Below are 17,598 nucleotides of genomic sequence, written 5' to 3' on the forward strand. Positions count from 1 at the left end.
TTGCGGGGCGTCGTCGCGATGGACGGTCCGTCCGGGACGGGCAAGTCGACCGTCTCGCGGCGGCTGGCGAAGGCCTGCTCGGCGGCCTACCTCGACACCGGGGCCATGTACCGGGCCGCGACGCTCGCGGCACTGCGGGCCGGGCTCGACGAGAACTCCGCCGCCGACGAGATCGCCCGCGCGGCGACCGGGGCGCGGATGGAGTCCGGCACCGACCCGGGCGCGCCGACCATCCTGCTCGACGGGGACGACGTCTCCGCCGAGATCCGGGGCCCCGAGGTCACCGGGTTCGTCTCCGCGGTGTCGGCCGTCCCCGAGGTGCGCACCGCGCTGGTCGCCCGTCAGCACGCCATGATCCGGGACGCGACCGGCGACGGCGGCGGGATCGTCGTCGAGGGCCGGGACATCGGTACCGTGGTGGTGCCGGAGGCGCCGCTGAAGGTGTACCTGACGGCGTCGCCGGAGGTCCGCGCGGCGCGGCGCGGCCGGCAGGACGCGAAGGCCGGGCGGCAGAGCGACCTGCACGTCACCCTGGCCGACGTCGAGCGCCGGGACCGGCTCGACTCCTCGCGCCGGATCTCCCCGCTGTACGCCGCGGCCGACGCGCTGGTGCTCGACACCGACCGCCTCTCGGCGGACGCGGTGCTCGACCGGCTGCGCGAGCTGGTCGCGGAGCGGGGGCTGGAGGGGTGAGCACGCTTCGTGCGGACGCGGGTGGGCTGCCGCACGGAAGCCTCGGATGGCTGCACGACCTGGCCCGCCGGCTCGGGACGTGGATCTACCGGCCGTTCCTGCGGGTGCGGCTGCACCACCCGGAACGCATACCACCGGACGGGCCCGTCGTGCTCGTCGCGAACCACAGTGCGTTCGTCGACGGACCGTTGCTGTTCGGCATGTTCGGGCGGCGGGTGGTGTTCCTGGTGAAGGCCGAGATGTTCGCGGGGCCGCTGACGTTCCTGCTCCCGGCGCTGGGACAGATCCCGGTGCGCCGTGACGTCGTCGATCGCCGGCCGCTCACCGCGGCGCTGGGCGTGCTGCGCGACGGCGGCATGGTCGGGGTGTTCCCGGAGGGGACCCGCGGCACCGGCGACGTGGCGGCCGTGCGGCGGGGTGCGGCGTGGCTGGCCCGCGCGGGTGCGGCACCGCTGCTGCCGGTCGCGGTGCGCGGCACCCGCCGCCCGGACGGGGCCCGGCGCCGCTTCCGCCCCCGGGTGGACGTACTGGTGGGCGAGCCGCTGCCGCCGCCGTCCGCGCCCGGGCGGGACGGCCTGACCGCCGCGACCGAGGACGTCGCGGCGGCCCTGCGGACCCTGGTCCGCGAACTGGAGACTCCCCGTGAGGGACAGCAGAGTGGCCGGTACGACCGGCCGGAACGTGAGTGAACAGGTGAGCCAGAGCAGCGAACACGGAACGAGCGACGGCGCCGTCGAGGCCGGCGCCGTCGAGACTGGGGCCGTCGAGATCGGGTCCGCCGCCGACCGGGCGGAGATGGACCGGCTGGGCCTGGACCCGGCCGAGTTCGTCGCGGTCGACGACGAGGGCCGGGTTGCGGCGGGCATCGACCCGGACGAGGTGCTGGCCACCCCGACCCTCGCCGTCGTCGGCCGCCCCAACGTCGGTAAGTCCACACTGGTCAACCGGATGCTGGGCCGCCGGGAGGCGGTCGTGCAGGACGTGCCGGGGGTGACCCGCGACCGCGTCGTCTACGACGCCCTGTGGAACGGCCGCCGGTTCAAGCTGATGGACACCGGCGGTTGGGAGCCGGACGCCGACGGCCTGCAGGGCTTCGTCGCCCAGCAGGCGGAGACGGCGATGCGCACCGCCGACGCGGTCCTGCTCGTCGTCGACGCCGCGGTCGGCGCGACCGCCACCGACCAGGCCGCCGCGCGGGTGCTGCGGCGGGCCGACGTCCCGGTCCTGCTGGCCGCGACGAAGGTCGACGACGACCGGCTCACCTCCGACACCGCCGAGCTGTGGCGGCTCGGGCTGGGCCAGCCCCATCCCGTGTCGGGCCTGCACGGGCGCGGCTCCGGTGACCTGCTCGACGCGGTGCTGGACGTCCTCCCCGAGACCCCGCGCGACGACTTCGGGCTCGGCGCCGGCAGCGGCCCCCGCCGGGTCGCGCTGGTCGGCAAGCCCAACGTCGGCAAGTCCAGTCTGCTCAACAAGCTCGCCGGCGAGCAGCGCTCGGTCGTGCACGACGTCGCGGGCACCACCGTCGACCCGGTCGACTCCCTGGTGGAGCTCGACGGCGAGGTCTTCCGGTTCGTCGACACCGCGGGCCTGCGCAAGCGGGTGAAGATGGCGTCCGGGATGGAGTACTACGCGTCCCTGCGGACCAGCGCGGCGATCGAGGCCGCGGAGGTCGCGCTGGTGCTGATCGACGCCTCCGAGCCGATCGCCGAGCAGGACCAGCGGGTGCTGTCGATGGTCGCCGACTCCGGCCGCGCCCTGGTGATCCTGTTCAACAAGTGGGACCTGGTCGACGAGGAGCGTCGCCACCAGCTCTCCCGCGAGCTGGAACGCGACCTGATCAGCGTCCGCTGGGCCGAGCGGGTCAACGTGTCCGCGCTGACCGGTCGCGCGACCCAGCGGATCACCCCGGCGATGCGTCGTGCGCTGGAGTCCTGGGACACCCGCATCCCCACCGGCCGGCTCAACCAATGGCTCACCGACCTGGTCGCCGCCACCCCGCCGCCGGTGCGCGGCGGCAAGCAGCCGAAGATCATGTTCGCGACGCAGGCGAGGACCCGCCCGCCGACGTTCGTGCTGTTCACCTCCGGCTTCCTGGAGGCGGGCTACCGCCGGTTCGTCGAGCGCAGGCTGCGCGAGGAGTTCGGGTTCGGGGGCTCGCCGATCCGGCTGTCGGTGCGGGTGCGCGAGAAGCGCCCGCGGCAGAAGTGATGCGTGCGCTGCGCGGCCGCCCCGGTGCGCGGTCCTGGGAGCTCACCGAGGTGCCGGTGCCGGAGCCCGGGCCGGGGGAGCTGCTGGTCCGGGTGCGGGCGGCCGGGCTGAACCGCGCCGACCTGCTCGCGCTCTCCGGCGGCTACCCGGTCCCGCACGCGGACGCCGACGGGACGTTCACCGCGGGCATGGAGCTGGCCGGTGAGGTGGTCGCGGCCGGTCCGGGGACCGTGGGCACGACCGGCCGCGGTCTCGGTGACCGGGTGTTCGCGACCGCGCCGGCCGCGTTCGCCGACTACGTCGTCGTCGACGCCCGCCGCGCGCTGCCGATCCCCGCCGGGGTGGGCTGGACCGACGCCGCGGCCCTGCCGGTGGCGCTGGAGACCGCGCACGACGCGCTCGTCACCCAGGCCGGGTTCACCGGCGGCTCGGTGCTGGTGCTGGGCGGCACGACCGGGGTCGGCCAGGTCGCGATCCGGCTGGCCGCCGCGCTCGGCGCGTCCCCGGTGCCGGCGACCACGACCTCGCCGGCCAAGCGCGACGCGATCGCCACCGCCGGCGCCACCCCGGTGGTAGGCCTCGAGGAGCTGCGCGCGGTCACCGGGGTCGACGTCGTCCTGGACCTGGTCGGCGGCGAGTACCTCGCGGCCGCGCTCGCCGGGGTCCGGACCGGCGGCACCGTCGTCCAGATCGGACGGCTCGCCGGCCCGGCCGCCACGCTCGACCTGAACACGCTGTCGTTCCGCCGGCTGCGGCTGATCGGGACGACGTTCAGCGTCCGCTCCGCCGACGAGCGCGCCGCCGTCGCCGCGGCGCTGACGCCCGTCCTCGACCTCGTCGCGGACGGCCGGGTCCGGGCCACCGTCGACCGCGTCGTCCCCGTCGACGACGCCGGTTCCGCCGCCGCGCACCTGCGGTCGGGCACGACCGTCGGGAAGGTGGTCCTCGACCTCGGCGACCCCGCCCCGTCGCAGGTGTAACCGTGCGGACCCCGGCACCGAGTGCGCTGACGTGACGGTGCTCGAGCGATGGTGGATCTGGCGCGCCCGGGCGGCGTGCGAGATCGCGCTGGCCCGTCACGGGGGCGACGCGCTGGTCGCCGACGCGTGTACCGAGGCGTCCTGGTACGCCGACATGCTGTACCCGTGGAACGGACACGGCTGCGAGCCGGCCGCCCGGGTGTACGCCTGGCTGAGCATCCTGATGGCCCGGCGAATCGTCGCCGAGGGTACCGGGACCGGTCGGGCGCACCTGGATCGGTGATCGTGGGGTGGCTACCGTGCCGGGTGTGACGCACTCAGCGGCGGGACGTGCGTTCCACGGTCGGGCCGCCGAGCTGGAGCTGCTCGGTGCCGCGCTGCGCCGCACGGCCGAGCACGGCGCGTCCGCGGTCCTGCTCGGCGGGGACGCCGGCGTCGGCAAGACCCGCCTGGTCGGCGAGTTCGGCCGCGCGGCGGCCACCGAGGGCGCCACCGTCCTGACCGGACGGGCGCTCGACATCGCCGACGCGCCGTCGTTCTGGCCGGTGGTCACCGCGCTGCGCATGCACGCCCGCAGCGGGGCCGGCCCGGCCGCCCGCACGTTCGCCGAGGCCCTCGAGCGGCTCGACGAGACCGGGGGTGCCGCCGGGGACCGGGTCGGGATGCTGGGCGAGCTGGGCGCGGTCGTCGGGCGGGCCGCGCGCAGCGCGCCGGTGGTGCTCGTCGTCGACGACCTGCAGTGGGCCGACCGGTCCACCCGGGACCTGTTCGCCTACCTGCTCGCGGGCCTCGCGACCGAGCCGGTGCTGCTGGTCGGCACCTACCGCGACGACCCCGCCGGTGGCGTGCCGGCGGCGCTGCTGCCGCTGGTCACCGAGCTGCGCCGGCACCGCACGGTCACGTTCCGGCAGGTCGAACCGCTGCCGCGGGGAGCGCTCGCCGAGCTGCTCGGGATGTGGGTGCCGGACCGGCCGGACCTCGAACCGCTGGTGTGGCAGCACTCGTCGGGCAACGTGTTCCTGGCCGAGGAGACCGTCCGCGCGGTGCTCGACGGCGACCCGCGCGGGGTGCCGCAGACGGTGCGCGAGCTCGTCCGCGCCGGGACCGCGACGCTGTCGCCGGCCGCGCACGACGTGGTGCGCGCGGTCGCGGCCGGGGTCGGCGGTGTCGAGCACCCGCTGCTCGTGTCGGTGCTCGACCGGTCGGGGGCCGAGCTCGCGGCGGCGGTGCGGGAGGCCGTCGACGCCGGGATCGTCGTCGTGACCGGCGGCGACGGGTACGCGCTGCGGCACGGCCTGATGACCGAGGTCGTCGCCGGGGACCTGCTGCCGGCGGAGCGGATCGAGCTGCACGGCCGCTACGCGCACGCCCTGGCCGGGTACGAGAGCGTCCCCGGGACAGCGGCCCGGCTGGCCCACCACTGGCAGCGGGCCGGGCACCCGAAGGAGGCGTTGACGGCCACCATCGCCGCCGCCGAGGAGGCGGAGCGGCTGCGCGGCTACGCCGAGGCGCACCGGCACTGGCTGCGGGCCGCGACCCTGCCCGTCCCCGGCGCTGAGGCCGCGCGCGGCGGGTACCTGGAGAACGCCGCCGGGGCCGCCGAGCTCGCCGGCGACCACGACTCGGCGGTCGCGCTGCTGTCCGAGCGGCTCGCCGGTCCGGACGCGCCGGTGGGGCTGGACGAGGCGGTGCTGCGGGCGCGGCTGGGCCGCTACCTGATGTCGGCGGGGCAGGCGGGGGAGGCCGAGGAGGCGTACCGGCGGGCGGCCGCCGTCCTGCCCGCGGACCCCGTGGCGTCCGGTGCGGGACCTCCCGGTGCGGTCCTGCCGCCCGGCGGCCCGGACGCCGGTGGTGGGCCCCGCCCCAACATGCTGCCGGTCGACCCCACCGAGGCCGCCCGTGCCGAGGTGCTCGCCGGCTACGCGGGTGCGCTGCTCGCGCGGGCCGACTTCGCCGCCGCCCGCACGGTCGCCCAGCAGGCGCTCGAACCGGCCCGGCGAGTCGGCGAGCCGCGGGCGCTGGCGTCGGTGCTCGGCGTGCTCGGGTTCGGTGCCGCCTACACCCGCGACGGCGGGGCCGCGCAGGAGGCGTTGGCCGAGGCGGTCGAGATCGCCGAGGCGACCGGGGACCCGGCGACGCTGGGGGAGTGCCTGCTGCGGCGGGCCGAGCTGCTGTCCGGCCCGCTGAATGCCCTGGACGACGGCGTGGCGGCGGCCCGGGCCGGGGCCGAGCGGATGGCCGAGCTGGGGCTGGGCCGCACGGCGGCGGTGTCGTTGCGCGCGCTGGCCGCGAACGGGCTGTTCCGCAAGGGCGCCTGGGACGAGGGCGAGCAGGAGGTGGCCCGGGCGTGGGCGGCCGGGCCCGCCGGGGCCGAGATGATCGAGCTGCGGTTGGCGCGGGCGCGGCTGCGGATGGGGCGCGGGGACCTCGACGGCTCCGAGCTGGACCTCGCCGCGGTGGAGCTCGTCGCCGGTTCCACCGGCCTGCCGAAGCTGCGGTTGCCGCTGCTGATCCTGCGGGCCGGGCTGGAGATGTGGCGCGGCCGGCCGGAGGTCGCGTTCACCCACGTCGGGGTGGGGCTCGACGTCGTCGAGTCCGGGATCGACGACGTCTGGGCGGTCGCCCCGCTGCTCTGGCACGGCGCCCGCGCCCACGCCGAGGCCGTCCTGGCCGGTCGCCCCCCGGACGCGGGCGGGCTGCGCCGGCTGCGCCGCCACCGGCGCGAGCTGATCGACCGCGGCGAGCGCTCCGACCCGGCGCTGCGCGGGGTGCTCACCACCTACGAGGCGATGTGCACCGCCGAGGACTCGCGGGTCACCGCGGGGGCCGATCCGGCGACCTGGGGTGCGGTGGCGGACCTGTTGGAACGGCTCGGGCAGCCGTACCCGACGGCGTACGCGCGGCTGCGCAGCGCGGAGGCGTTGCTGGCGGGGCGGCGCCGGAGCGGGGCCGCCGAACTGGCGCGGGCCGCGGCGGGGGCGCGGGCGTTGCAGGCCGACCCGCTGCTCACCGAGATCGCCGCGGTGGCCCGCCGGGCCCGGGTCGCGGTGCCCGACCTGCCGGACCCGCCGGCCGGTGCCGTGCGGGTGGAGCCGGTGGTGCCCTCGTCGCCGGTGGACGACCCGCTGTCCACACTCACCGGGCGCGAGCTCGAGGTCCTCGAGGTGCTCGCCGCGGGGGCGACGAACAAGGAGATCGCGGCCCGGCTGTTCATCGCCCCGAAGACGGTCGCGGCCCACCTCGCGCGGATCTTCGCCAAGCTCGGGGTGACCAACCGGACCCAGGCCGCCGGCGTCCTGCGGCGGCACGTCCCGGAATCCGAGCGCACCGAGTAGGGCATTCGACCGATGTCCCGGGCGGGCGGATCGGTGAGGCTGGAGGCCGCACCGCGCACGCAGGAGGCCCGCGTGACCACGATGATCGAGCGCCCGCCCGGAGGACCGGATGCCGGTCCGCCGAGCGGACGCGGCCGGGGGGTCGCACTGCCGACGGGGCTGCCGTCGGGTCTCCCGGACGACGTCGACGGGGTCGTGGCAGCGCTGGAGCGGTGGCAGGAGGTCCTCGAGCGCGACCACGGCGTGCGGGACGGTCTGGCCTGCTTCAACCGGCTCTACCTGCGGGTCACCCGCGACATCCGGGCCCTGCTCGACGACGAGGAGGTCTGCGGCAAGGACTTCCTGGCCCGGCTCGACGTCGAGTTCGCCCGCCGCTACCTGCGCGCGACCGGTGGCGGCGCCGCGGTGCCCCGGGCCTGGGCGGTGCTGCTCGACCGGCGGGCCGAGCCGGGGATCGACCCCGTGCGGTTCGCCGTCGTCGGGATCACCGCGCACGTCAACCTGGACCTGGCGCCCGCGGTCGTCCGGACGTGCACGGTGCTGGGGCGCAGCGCGCCGGGACCGGCCGAACGGGCCGACTACCGGGCGGTCAACGACACCTTCGCGCGGCACCTGGACACCCTGCTCGGCCAGAGCGGGCCGCGGTGCGACGCAGTGACCGACGTCCCGGTCGTGCTCGCCCGCGAGGTGACCTGGCGCCAGGTGCTGCAACTGTGGGAGCAGCGGTCCCGCCCGACCGAGTACGAGCGCGAGATCGACGCGCTCGACCGGCGGACCGCGCTCATCGGACGGGGACTCCTCACGTTGGGAGCCCTGACATGACACCCGCCCGTGTGGGGGACGGGCGGGTGTCCGCGTCCCGGGCCGTGGGCGGCGTCGCGCCGTCCACGGCCCCGGGAACGGTGCTGATCCTCGACGACCACGAGCTGGTCGGGACCTCGCTGGCCGATGCGCTGCGCCGCGACGGCGTCCCGGCGCGTTTCCGGCCGGCGCACTCCGTGCCCGACGTGTACGAGGCGATCGACGGGTGCACCCCCGGTCTGCTGGTGCTCGACCTCGATCTCGGCCGCGACCAGCAGGGCAACCGGGTCGACACGATCCCGCTGATCCCGGTGCTGCGCGCGGCCGGCTGGCGGGTACTGGTGCTCTCGGGCAGCTCGAACCCGCTGCGGATCGGCGCGGCCCTGCACCACGGCGGCTTCACCTGGGTCTCCAAGGCGGCATCCATGCCGACCCTGTTCGCGAGCGTCCGCGAGGCCCGCGCCGGCCGGTCCCTGCTGCCGGCGGCGCAGCGCGAGGACCTCGTGCGTCGCTACCTCGAGTGGGACCGGCGCCAGCGCGCGATCCGGGCCAAGCTCGCGACCCTCACCCGGCGCGAGCGGGAGGTGCTCGACCTGCTCGCCGGTGGGATGCGGGCGCAGGGGATCGCGCAGCACTTCGTGGTGTCCCTGCCGACCGTCCGGACCCAGGTCCGGGCGGTGCTGGCGAAGCTCGGCGTGGGGTCGCAGCTGGAGGCCGTCGCCCTGGTGCGCAGTGTCGACGTCGAGGACGGCACCCCCGGAATCCCGGAGCGGGGCGTGCGGTAGTCTTCATACGCCCCGCGAGGGGCGGCCGGGACGTGGCGCAGCTTGGTAGCGCACTTGACTGGGGGTCAAGGGGTCGCAGGTTCAAATCCTGTCGTCCCGACGGTCGATCAGGGCGGTTCTTCCTCACGGAAGGGCCGCCCTTTGTCGTATCTACCTGCGAAACGCCCCGGGGGATTTGCGGCGGGCGTGCCGTGGTCGGGGGCCGCTACTGTGCCTGGTCCATGACCATCTCATCATTGGTGAGTCCGATGTGAGTGCATGAGCGTGGGGTACGCGCACACGTCGTCGTCGGGCCCGGCGGACGGGCCGTCGTCGGTCGGCGAGCTCCGGTTCGCACCGCCGGTACGCGGTGATGAACACCAGGAATGAGAACGCCCAGGCGACCCCCAGCTTGCGGCCCGCGCGCACTCGGTCGCTACCTCGCTGTTGCGACGGAGGGATGGTGCGCCGAAGCCAACCGGTCGGGTGCGCCGTGTAAACGCCCGGAGCGACGGCGACCAATTGCACACGTTCAGCCCCAGAAGGGGACGTCTGGCGAGTTCTGGTAGCGCCTCGCACAAGTGGAGGACCTGCCCGGGAGACGACGGCTCAGTGACCGGACGACCAGGCCGCCACGCCGGTGTCGTCGAGCCCACGCACGACGGGTGCGTTGCCCAGATGCAGCACGTTCTGGTCCGTGCCGAACTCCGGCCAGCTCGGCATGGCCCCCGCGGCCCCGTCCCGCACGACCGAGTCCCGGACGAACGAACCGATCGCCGACCGGAACACGCGCACCAGATCCCGCGGGATCGACTCACCGCCCAGCATCGGGGCGGCGGCGAACGCGTCGCCCGTGTCGAACACGAACGGCAGCTCGACGCAGTGGCAGGCGCCGAAGCCCCCACTGTCGGGACTCCAGTCGAACCGGTAGACCCAGGTCGGCGCCCGCGACGCTGCACGCGAACGGGCGATCACGACCGTTTCGGCGAGGAAGGCCCGCCCGGTCGACTCACGCTCCAACAGCTCCGCGGGAAGCAGGTCGGGTGACGCCTCGCGGGCCGCCCGGTAGGCGTCCGCACCGCCCGGCCCGAGTCCGGCCACGAACCACTCGCGGACCTGTTCCTCGGTCACCGCCGCGCCTGCCGGCCTGAGGAACGCCGCCATCTCGTCGCGGGTCGTGCCGACGAGCAACGGGACCGGATTGTCGCCGACGTCGGCGAGCCCGCCGCCGACTCGGTCGACGATCCCGAGTTCGGGATCGACGACCGGACGGAACACCGGGTCGACCGTGCCGACCCGGGCGTCGGCGCGCGCGATCTCACCGGTGGCCGCCAGGAGTGCCGAGACCGGCGCTTCGCGCAGCGCCGGGAACGGCTGGTCCGCGTCGATCCCGACCCGATCGAGGACCCGCCGTGCCGTGTCGAATGCGGCTTGGGGCGTCGCGAACAGGGTCGAGTTCGGAGGGCTCTCCAGGATTGCTCCGCGGATGTGCCGGCCGGCCGGGGACGCGGTCAGGGCCGCCGCGGACGCGGCGCCCGCCGACTGGCCGCCGACCGTGATGCGGGCCGGATCACCGCCGAATCCGGCTACGTTCGCGACGACCCACTGCAGCGCGGCGACCTGGTCCCGGACTCCGATGTTCCACGTCTGGGGCCCAGTACCGGGCAGCGCCATGAAGCCGAGCGGGCCCAGGCGGTAATTGATGGTCACGACGACGATGCGTTCCGCGCGGGCGAGCCGCGTGCCGTCGTACCAGGGCCATCCGCCGCTTCCACTGCTGAACCCGCCGCCGTGGATCCACAGCAGGACCGGATGCGGCCCGGGTTCAGCAGGCGCGTACACGTTGAGGTTCAACGAGTCGTCCTCGTCGAAGACCGTCGGTGTCGGACCCATGACCGCCTCGAGCCGCGAGGGCGGCTGGGGTACGGCCGGGCCCGGCGACCGGCAGTCCCGGACACCCGCCCAGCCCGGATGCCGTACCGGCGGTGCGAACCGGAGCTCGCCGACCGGCGACGCCGCGTAGGGGACCCCGCGGTAGACCTCGACGCCGTCCACGTGCTCGCCGCGGACAGCGCCGGGTGCCGTCGTCCGGACCAAGGACTCATTCATGATCAATCATGCCTCTCGCTCGAGGACACCGGAGCCTGCTCGATCCACCGGAACGTCCCGCCCGCGCGCACGACGCGACCCACACCGGTGCCCGGAAAGTGGCTCGGCAGCAGCAACGCCCGCCGGTCGGCCACGTCGGACAGCAGCCCGCGGCGCGCCGTCGCCGCGCCGGGGGAGTCGCAGCAGTAGCGCGAGCTGATCCGGGGATCGAAGCACTGGATCGGGTGGTGGAGCACGTCACCTGACAGCACGGCTTCGGCATCCCCGTCGATCACCCGGACGATCCGGTTGCCGGGCGTGTGCCCGGGGAGCTCCTCCACCACGATCTCTGGAGGGAGGACGGTTGCCGGACCTTCGGTCGACAGCTGCCCGGCGGCGGCCAGCGGGTCGACGCTGTCGACCAGGTAGTCGCCCGTACGGTGCATCGCCGCGGCCCCGGTGTGGCTCCGCCAGAACGCCAGCTCTCGCTCGGACACCAGGTATGTGGCATTCGGGAAGGTGGGGCGCCACGCGTCCCGTTCCCGGCGGGTCGCCCACCCGACGTGGTCGACGTGCAGGTGGGTGAGCACCACCGTGTCCACATCCTCCGGAGTGACTCCCGCGCTGCTCAGGTCGTCGAGCCAGTCCGTGTCCAGGTGGTCGAACTCCGGCCGTAGCCGGGTCTTCGCGTTCCCGACCCCGCAGTCGATCAGTACGACCCGTCCGGGGAGAACGGCGAGGTACGCCCGGATCGTGAGGACGAGTCGTCCCGTGCACCGGTCGCGGAACGGTTCGTCGAGGAACCACGCATCCGCGTGGTCGTCGACGGGGAAGTCCGGGAAGAACTCGGACGGCTCGACGGCGAGGCGCTCGATCTCGGTGAGGACGTGGAGTCGAACCCTCCCCACCTGCAGCGGCGCGGACGACGACCGCACGCGGCTCGCCGTCATCCGACGCCCTCCGCGGCGCGGGGCACCGATGCCTGATCCGTGGTCCGGCGCACCAGAGCGACGGCACCGAACAACGCCACCAGAACGGGACCGGCGGCGAGCAGCATGACGGTCGAGGGCCCGACCGACAGCGCGATGAGCACCCCGCCGACGGCGGGTCCGACGATGGAACCGATCCGTCCGATCGCCGCGGCGAAGCCGACCCCTGTCGTGCGCAGGGCGTCGGAGTAGACCGACACCGCCATCGTGAGCTGACCGATCTGGCACGCCACCACCCCGGCACCCGCTCCGAGGATGAGCAGGAGCAGCGGCTGACCACCGGCGCCGACGAGACCGAGGAGGGCGAGGAAGACGACCCCGGTGGTCGCCGCGACCAGCATGGCGCGGCCGATTCCCCACCGCGCCGCGAGCCCGAGCAGACACAGCCCGCCGAGCACCCCGCCGATGCTGAGGTAGGTGAGGCCGATCGGGGCTTCCGTGGGGGTGAAGCCGAACGAGACCAGGATCGTGGGGATCCAACTCGTCAGCATGTACGCGGTGATGAACACGAGGAACGAGAACGCCCACAGCAGCAGCGTGGTCGAGCGGTACGCGGGGACGAGGAGTTCTTGCACGCGGCCGGACGCCGCCTCGTCCGTCGCCCGTGCCGCCGGCTCGCCTCGCCGCGGAAGGACCGCCACCGCGACGACGGCCGCGGCGATCGTGGCCGCTGCGGCTACCCAGTACATGCCGGCCGGCCCCCACCGTGTCAGGATCGCCTTCCCGGCCAGTCCGCCGACGGCGATGCCCGAAGCGAGGCCGAGCGTCACGAGGACGGAGATCCGCTGCTTCACGGCCGCCGGGTTGAGCGAGGTCGTGACGCTGATCGCCGCGGGGAGTACCACCCCGATGCCGAGGCCGGTGACGACCCGGGCGAGGGTGAGCAGGAGCATCGACTCGGTCACGAGGACGACCGCGCTGAGCGCGCTCCCGAGAGCCGCGACGAGCAGGCCGGCATACAGAGTGGGCGCCGTGCGGAACCGGGCAGCGAGCGATCCGGCGATCATGTAGCCGACGGCGACCCCGGCATTGGTCGCAGCGATCGGATAGGTGAAGTCCGACAGTGCCAGCCCCCAGTCGGCGGCCAGCTGCGGAACCACGACCGAGATCGTCGCGCTGTCGAATCCGTCGACGAGCACGAGCAGGAACCCGACCACCACGACCGGGACGCTGACCCGGGCGGACTCCCGGGTCGTCATCGGGTCCCCACCGGCAGGTCGGTCGGACGGACACTGTGCACGGACGCGCCGTCATATGGGGCAGTGGACACGGGGGACTCCTCGGCGTCGAGACGGTGGGACGCCGACGAGCGGTGCCCGATCGACGTGACGTTCGCGTCATCGTCACAGCCCGCGGAATTCCCGGCCAATAGCACTTCGCGACGTTTCCATGCCCATTTGGCTATAGCGGCACGGCCTCGTCCGTCACGCCTTCTGCACGTCGTCGCCAGGCGCTCCATCCGCGATCTCGGCCGCGACCGTCCGCAGCGAGGTGACGAGTGCTTGCGTAGCCGGGCTCAGCCGCCGGTCGGTGGCGAGCGTCATGCCGACACTGTGGCCGACGCCCTCGAGCGAGATCGGGAGCGCGGTCAGGCGAGGATCGTCGGCGCCGATCAACCCCGGTAACGCTGCGATCATGTCCGTCTCGATCAGCAGTTGCCGGACGGTCAGGAAGGACGTCGTCTCGACCCGGTTGCGTGGTGGCTCGAGACCGTGCCCGGCGAAGTAGGCTTCCAGCTCCTGGCGCAGCCGGGTCTCGCTCCCGGGGAGGATCCACGGGTAGCCCTCGAGGTCGTCCAGGGTCACCTGCTCCCGGACGGCGAGTGGGTGCCGGGCGCCGGTGATGATCTGGATCTTCTCGTCGTACAGCGGCGTGCGCCGGATGTTCTCCGCCCCTGGCCCACCGAGTCGTCCGACGACCACGTCGACCCGGCCCGCCGTCAGGTCGATCAGGAGTGACTCCGGTGTGCCCTCGCGGACGGTGACGCCGAGATCGGGATGCCGGCGCTTGAGGTGCACGATCGCGCGCGGGATCAGCAGGTTCGAGCCGGCGAGGTGGGTCCCCGCGACGACATGACCGCGGGTCGCGTCCGCGATCTCCTCGACGTGCCGCACCGCCTGCGTCAGCTGGGCCAGGACGGCGCGGGCGTGGTCGGTGAAGGCGAGGCCGAACTCGGTCGGCGTGATGCCGCGCGGCCCGCGCTCGTACAGCGCGACCCCGAGGATGGCCTCGAGCTCGTGGAGCCTGCGCGTCACGACCGGCTGGGTCACGTGCAGCGCTGCGGCAGCGCCGACGACGCTGCCGCGTTCGGACAGCGCGTCGACGAGGACGAGGTGGCGCAGCTTCATGCGCCCGTCGAGGAGTCGGCTCTGCACGGGCGCCAGCGTAACGCCAGATATGCATCTTCAGGTATACCGGAGCAGGACATTGGCATTGGACGGGCATGGCATCGCGCCCTTACGTTCGTCCCGTGCCCGCCACTGCGCCTCCGGTCCTGAACGTCGTCGACGGAGCCTTCGTCGAGGGGATGTCGACGTTCGACAAGATCAGCCCGGTGGACGGTGCGGTGGTCGCGACCGTCCACGAGGCCGGTCCCGAGCTCGTCGACGCGGCGGTCGCGGCAGGGCGCCGCGCCCTCGACGGTCCCTGGGGCCGGATGTCGACGGCCGAGCGGGCGCGGCTCCTGCGCCGGGTCGCCGACCGGATCGAGGAGCGGTTCGATGACCTGGTCGACGCCGAGGTGCGCGACACCGGCAAGCCGCTCGAGCAGGCGCGGACGCTGGATGTCGCCCGCGCGGCGGTGAACTTCACGACGTTCGCCGATGTCGTCGCCGGACAGGGGCTCGACTCGTATCTGACGGAGATGGCCGGCGGCGCGCGGGCGCTCAACTACGCGGTGCCGAAGCCGCTCGGCGTCGTCGGTGTCGTCGTGCCGTGGAACCTCCCGCTGCTGTTGCTCACCTGGAAGGTGGCGCCGGCGCTGGCCTGCGGCAACGCCGTCGTGGTCAAGCCGTCGGAGGAGACACCGTCCACGGCGACGCTGCTCGGCGAGATCATGTCCGAGGCCGGGGTGCCGGACGGTGTCTACAACGTCGTGCACGGCTTCGGCCCGGGATCGACGGGCGAGGCGTTGACTACCCATGAGGGGATCGACGGCGTCACCTTCACCGGGGAGTCGTCGACCGGCAGCGCGATCATGCGTGCGGTCGCGCCGCGGGTGCGGCCGGTCTCCTTCGAGCTCGGCGGGAAGAACGCGGCCGTGGTGTTCGCCGACTGCGACCTCGAGCGGACCGTCGACGGGCTCGCTCGGTCGATCTTCACGAACACCGGGCAGGTGTGCCTGAGCACCGAGCGTGTCTACATCGAGCGGCCGGTGTTCGACGACGTCGTCGCCGGCCTGGTCGAGCGGGCCCGCGCTCTGCGGCTCGGGCGCCCCGACGCACCGGGCACGACCACCGGGCCGTTGATCTCGGCCGCGCACCGGGAGAAGGTCCGGCGTTACCTCGAGCTCGCGCGCGAGGACGGGGCGCAGGAGCTGTTCGGGGGTGGCGTACCCGATCTCGGAGCCGACCTCGCCGGCGGTGCGTGGATCGAGCCGACATTGTGGACCGGGCTCGACCATTCCTCGCGGGTGCTGCACGAGGAGGTCTTCGGGCCGGTGGCGGCGCTCGTCCCGTTCGACACCGAGGACGAGGCGATCCGGCTGGCCAACGACACCCGGTACGGCCTGGCGGCGGCGGTCTGGACCCGGGACCTGAGCCGTGGTCACCGGGTGGCCCAGGCGATGCGGGTGGGGATGTCCTGGGTGAACACCTGGTACCTGCGTGACCTGCGTACGCCGTTCGGAGGTGCCGGCCTGTCCGGGATCGGCCAGGAGGGCGGTGCGCACTCGCTGCACTTCTACACCGAACCGACGAACGTCTGCGTGCAACTGTGAACCGGGCCGCGAACCCCACTGGTGCACCCCACGACCGAGGAGGAACCGTGATCTCACCCCCGGCGCTCGCCGCCGTCCTCGACGATGCGGTCACCGGCGTGACCGCGGTCCCGCAGCTGACGCACTCCGCGCCGATCACGCTCGACGACGCCTACGCGATCCAGCGTGCCGGGATCGAGCGGCGCACGGCGCGTGGTGACGCCGTGGTCGGCGTCAAGCTCGGGCTCACCAGCCGGGCCAAGGCCGAGCAGATGGGCGTCTCCGACGTCATCGTCGGTGTGCTGACGGAGTCGATGCGAGTACCCGCGGGTGGGCGGCTGGACACGACGACGCTGATCCATCCGCGGGTCGAGCCGGAGATCGCGTTCCGGCTCGGCTCGGCGATCGACCCGGACGACCCGGCCTGCGACCCGCTCGCGGCGGTCGCCGGGATCGCCCCGGCACTGGAGATCATCGACAGCCGCTACCGGGACTTCCGGTTCAGCCTCCCCGACGTCGTCGCGGACAACACCTCGGCCGCCGGGTTCGTGATCGGGGACTGGCAGCCCGCGGACGAGGTCCTCGGCCGGCTGGACGTGGCGGACCTCGCGGTGACCCTCGGGATCGACGGCGAGATCGTGGAGTCCGGGTCGACCGGCGCGATCCTCGGTGACCCGCTGGAGGCGTTGGGCGCGGTCACGCGGATGGCGGCCCGGTACGGGCCGGCCCTTCCGGCGGGCACGATCGTGCTGGCCGGTGCGGCTACCGCGGCCGCGGCGCTGCCCACCGGGAACGGCACGACGGTCACCGCCGAGGTCGCCGGGCTCGGCACGGTCACCTTCGAGACCGGTGGGGCAGCGGCATGACCGGCTCGCACGTCGTCCCGGGCAAGGCCCGGCCCCGAGGCCGCTTCCCGCACGTCAAGGTCGTGGGCGATCTCGTGTTCGTCTCCGGTACCAGCAGCCGGCTCCCGGACAACACGTTCGCCGGAGCCGAGGTCGACGAGCTGGGCGTCACGACGCTCGACATCCGGGCCCAGACCCGTGCGGTGATCGAGAACATCCGCGACATCCTCGCGGCGGTCGGTGCCACGCTCGACGATCTCGTCCAGGTCACCGCCTACCTGGTCAGCATGAACGACTTCGGTGGCTACAACGAGGTCTACGGCGAGTACTTCGACGAGCACGGGCCGACCCGCACGACGGTCGCGGTCCACCAGCTGCCGCACCCGAACCTGCTCATCGAGATCCAGGCGATCGCCTGCGTCTCCCGGACCGACGGACAGAAGGAGCGCTCATGACCACGATCCCGCCGGTGTTCAACTTCGAGAAGTGGGTCACCGAACACGAGCACCTGCTGAAGCCGCCGGTGAACAACCAGCAGATGTGGGAGCCGATGGGCGACTTCATCGTCCAGGTGGTCGGCGGACCCAACCAGCGGACCGACTTCCACCTCGACCCCTACGAGGAATGGTTCTACCAGGTCCGCGGCGGCATGCACGTGAACCTGATGACCGAGGACGGGCCGCAGCGCGTCGACCTCCGCGAGGGCGACACATGGATGCTCCCGCGCAACGTCTACCACTCCCCGCAGCGACCCGAGCCCGGCTCGATCGGCATCGTCATCGAGCGGATCCGCGAGGAGGGCACGCCGGAGCGCTTCGCCTGGTTCTGCCCGAACTGTGACAACCGGGTGCACGAGGTGCAGCTCCAGGTCCGCGACATCGTGGCGGACCTGCCCCCGGTGTTCTCCGAGTTCTACGACTCCGATGCCGGACGGACCTGCGACCGGTGCGGCACGCTGCACCCGGGCAAGGGCTGA

At 73.8% G+C, this 17,598-nt stretch carries 16 protein-coding genes and 1 tRNA gene; 13 read left to right on the forward strand and 4 right to left on the reverse strand.

Annotated elements, in window-relative coordinates; genetic code table 11:
- Positions 1-18: 18 nt before the first annotated feature.
- The 9 genes from cmk (at position 19) to BM093_RS12590 (ending at position 8,905) form a co-directional block, all read left to right on the forward strand.
- The gene (cmk, locus tag BM093_RS12550; RefSeq protein WP_177238455.1) at positions 19-693 is read left to right on the forward strand and encodes a (d)CMP kinase; all 675 of its coding nucleotides are present in this window, start codon (positions 19-21) and stop codon (positions 691-693) included.
- The gene (locus BM093_RS12555; protein WP_093341912.1) at positions 690-1,382 is read left to right on the forward strand and encodes a lysophospholipid acyltransferase family protein; all 693 of its coding nucleotides are present in this window, start codon (positions 690-692) and stop codon (positions 1,380-1,382) included. Before cmk ends, BM093_RS12555 begins: the two co-directional genes overlap by 4 nt.
- Before the next feature lie 106 nt (positions 1,383-1,488).
- Positions 1,489-2,904 carry a ribosome biogenesis GTPase Der gene (der, locus tag BM093_RS12560; RefSeq protein ID WP_177238456.1) on the forward strand — a complete coding sequence of 472 codons (1,416 nt, stop codon included), beginning with the start codon at positions 1,489-1,491 and terminating at the stop codon, positions 2,902-2,904.
- Entirely contained in the window at positions 2,904-3,884 is a 981-nt protein-coding gene (locus BM093_RS12565; RefSeq protein ID WP_245773485.1) for a quinone oxidoreductase family protein, read from the forward strand. The genes der and BM093_RS12565 overlap by 1 nt, the downstream gene beginning before the upstream one ends.
- Before the next feature lie 31 nt (positions 3,885-3,915).
- Positions 3,916-4,167 carry a hypothetical protein gene (locus BM093_RS12570; RefSeq protein ID WP_093341917.1) on the forward strand — a complete coding sequence of 84 codons (252 nt, stop codon included), beginning with the start codon at positions 3,916-3,918 and terminating at the stop codon, positions 4,165-4,167.
- A 25-nt stretch (positions 4,168-4,192) separates the two neighbouring features.
- Positions 4,193-7,219 (forward strand): ATP-binding protein, encoded by a 3,027-nt coding sequence (locus tag BM093_RS12575; RefSeq protein WP_143105356.1) that lies wholly within the window; start codon positions 4,193-4,195, stop codon positions 7,217-7,219.
- Between the two features lie 81 nt (positions 7,220-7,300).
- On the forward strand, positions 7,301-8,041 hold the full coding sequence (locus BM093_RS12580) for a DUF5995 family protein (RefSeq protein WP_245773496.1): 741 nt from the start codon (positions 7,301-7,303) through the stop codon (positions 8,039-8,041).
- Entirely contained in the window at positions 8,038-8,805 is a 768-nt protein-coding gene (locus tag BM093_RS12585) for a response regulator transcription factor (RefSeq protein WP_245773486.1), read from the forward strand. Before BM093_RS12580 ends, BM093_RS12585 begins: the two co-directional genes overlap by 4 nt.
- 26 nt (positions 8,806-8,831) lie before the next feature.
- Positions 8,832-8,905: transfer RNA gene (locus BM093_RS12590), tRNA-Pro, on the forward strand.
- Positions 8,906-9,393: 488 nt separating this feature from the next.
- Here BM093_RS12590 and BM093_RS12595 read toward each other — a convergent pair.
- The 4 genes from BM093_RS12595 to BM093_RS12610 form a co-directional block, all read right to left on the reverse strand.
- Positions 9,394-10,893, reverse strand: a complete 1,500-nt coding sequence (locus tag BM093_RS12595) for a carboxylesterase family protein (RefSeq protein ID WP_093341928.1) — start codon at positions 10,891-10,893, stop codon at positions 9,394-9,396.
- A 2-nt stretch (positions 10,894-10,895) separates the two neighbouring features.
- Positions 10,896-11,822 (reverse strand): MBL fold metallo-hydrolase, encoded by a 927-nt coding sequence (locus BM093_RS12600; RefSeq protein ID WP_093341931.1) that lies wholly within the window; start codon positions 11,820-11,822, stop codon positions 10,896-10,898.
- Complete coding sequence (locus BM093_RS12605; RefSeq protein ID WP_093341935.1) at positions 11,819-13,060, reverse strand: MFS transporter; 1,242 nt, start codon at positions 13,058-13,060, stop codon at positions 11,819-11,821. The genes BM093_RS12600 and BM093_RS12605 overlap by 4 nt, the downstream gene beginning before the upstream one ends.
- Positions 13,061-13,285: 225 nt before the next feature.
- Entirely contained in the window at positions 13,286-14,236 is a 951-nt protein-coding gene (locus BM093_RS12610) for a LysR substrate-binding domain-containing protein (protein ID WP_245773487.1), read from the reverse strand.
- A 95-nt stretch (positions 14,237-14,331) separates the two neighbouring features.
- Between BM093_RS12610 and BM093_RS12615 the strand changes: the two genes are divergently transcribed.
- Genes BM093_RS12615 through BM093_RS12630 form a run of 4 tightly spaced genes read left to right on the forward strand, consistent with a single transcriptional unit; the run spans position 14,332 to position 17,598 of the window.
- Positions 14,332-15,798 (forward strand): 2-hydroxymuconic semialdehyde dehydrogenase, encoded by a 1,467-nt coding sequence (locus BM093_RS12615; protein ID WP_245773488.1) that lies wholly within the window; start codon positions 14,332-14,334, stop codon positions 15,796-15,798.
- A 47-nt stretch (positions 15,799-15,845) separates the two neighbouring features.
- Positions 15,846-16,643: a 2-keto-4-pentenoate hydratase gene (locus tag BM093_RS12620; protein WP_093341948.1), complete on the forward strand. Its 798-nt coding sequence runs from the start codon at positions 15,846-15,848 to the stop codon at positions 16,641-16,643.
- Entirely contained in the window at positions 16,640-17,077 is a 438-nt protein-coding gene (locus tag BM093_RS12625) for a RidA family protein (RefSeq protein WP_093341952.1), read from the forward strand. The genes BM093_RS12620 and BM093_RS12625 overlap by 4 nt, the downstream gene beginning before the upstream one ends.
- On the forward strand, positions 17,074-17,598 hold the full coding sequence (locus tag BM093_RS12630) for a 3-hydroxyanthranilate 3,4-dioxygenase (protein WP_093341956.1): 525 nt from the start codon (positions 17,074-17,076) through the stop codon (positions 17,596-17,598). Before BM093_RS12625 ends, BM093_RS12630 begins: the two co-directional genes overlap by 4 nt.

The sequence above is a fragment of the Pseudonocardia ammonioxydans genome (assembly GCF_900115005.1).
Lineage (GTDB): Bacteria > Actinomycetota > Actinomycetes > Mycobacteriales > Pseudonocardiaceae > Pseudonocardia > Pseudonocardia ammonioxydans.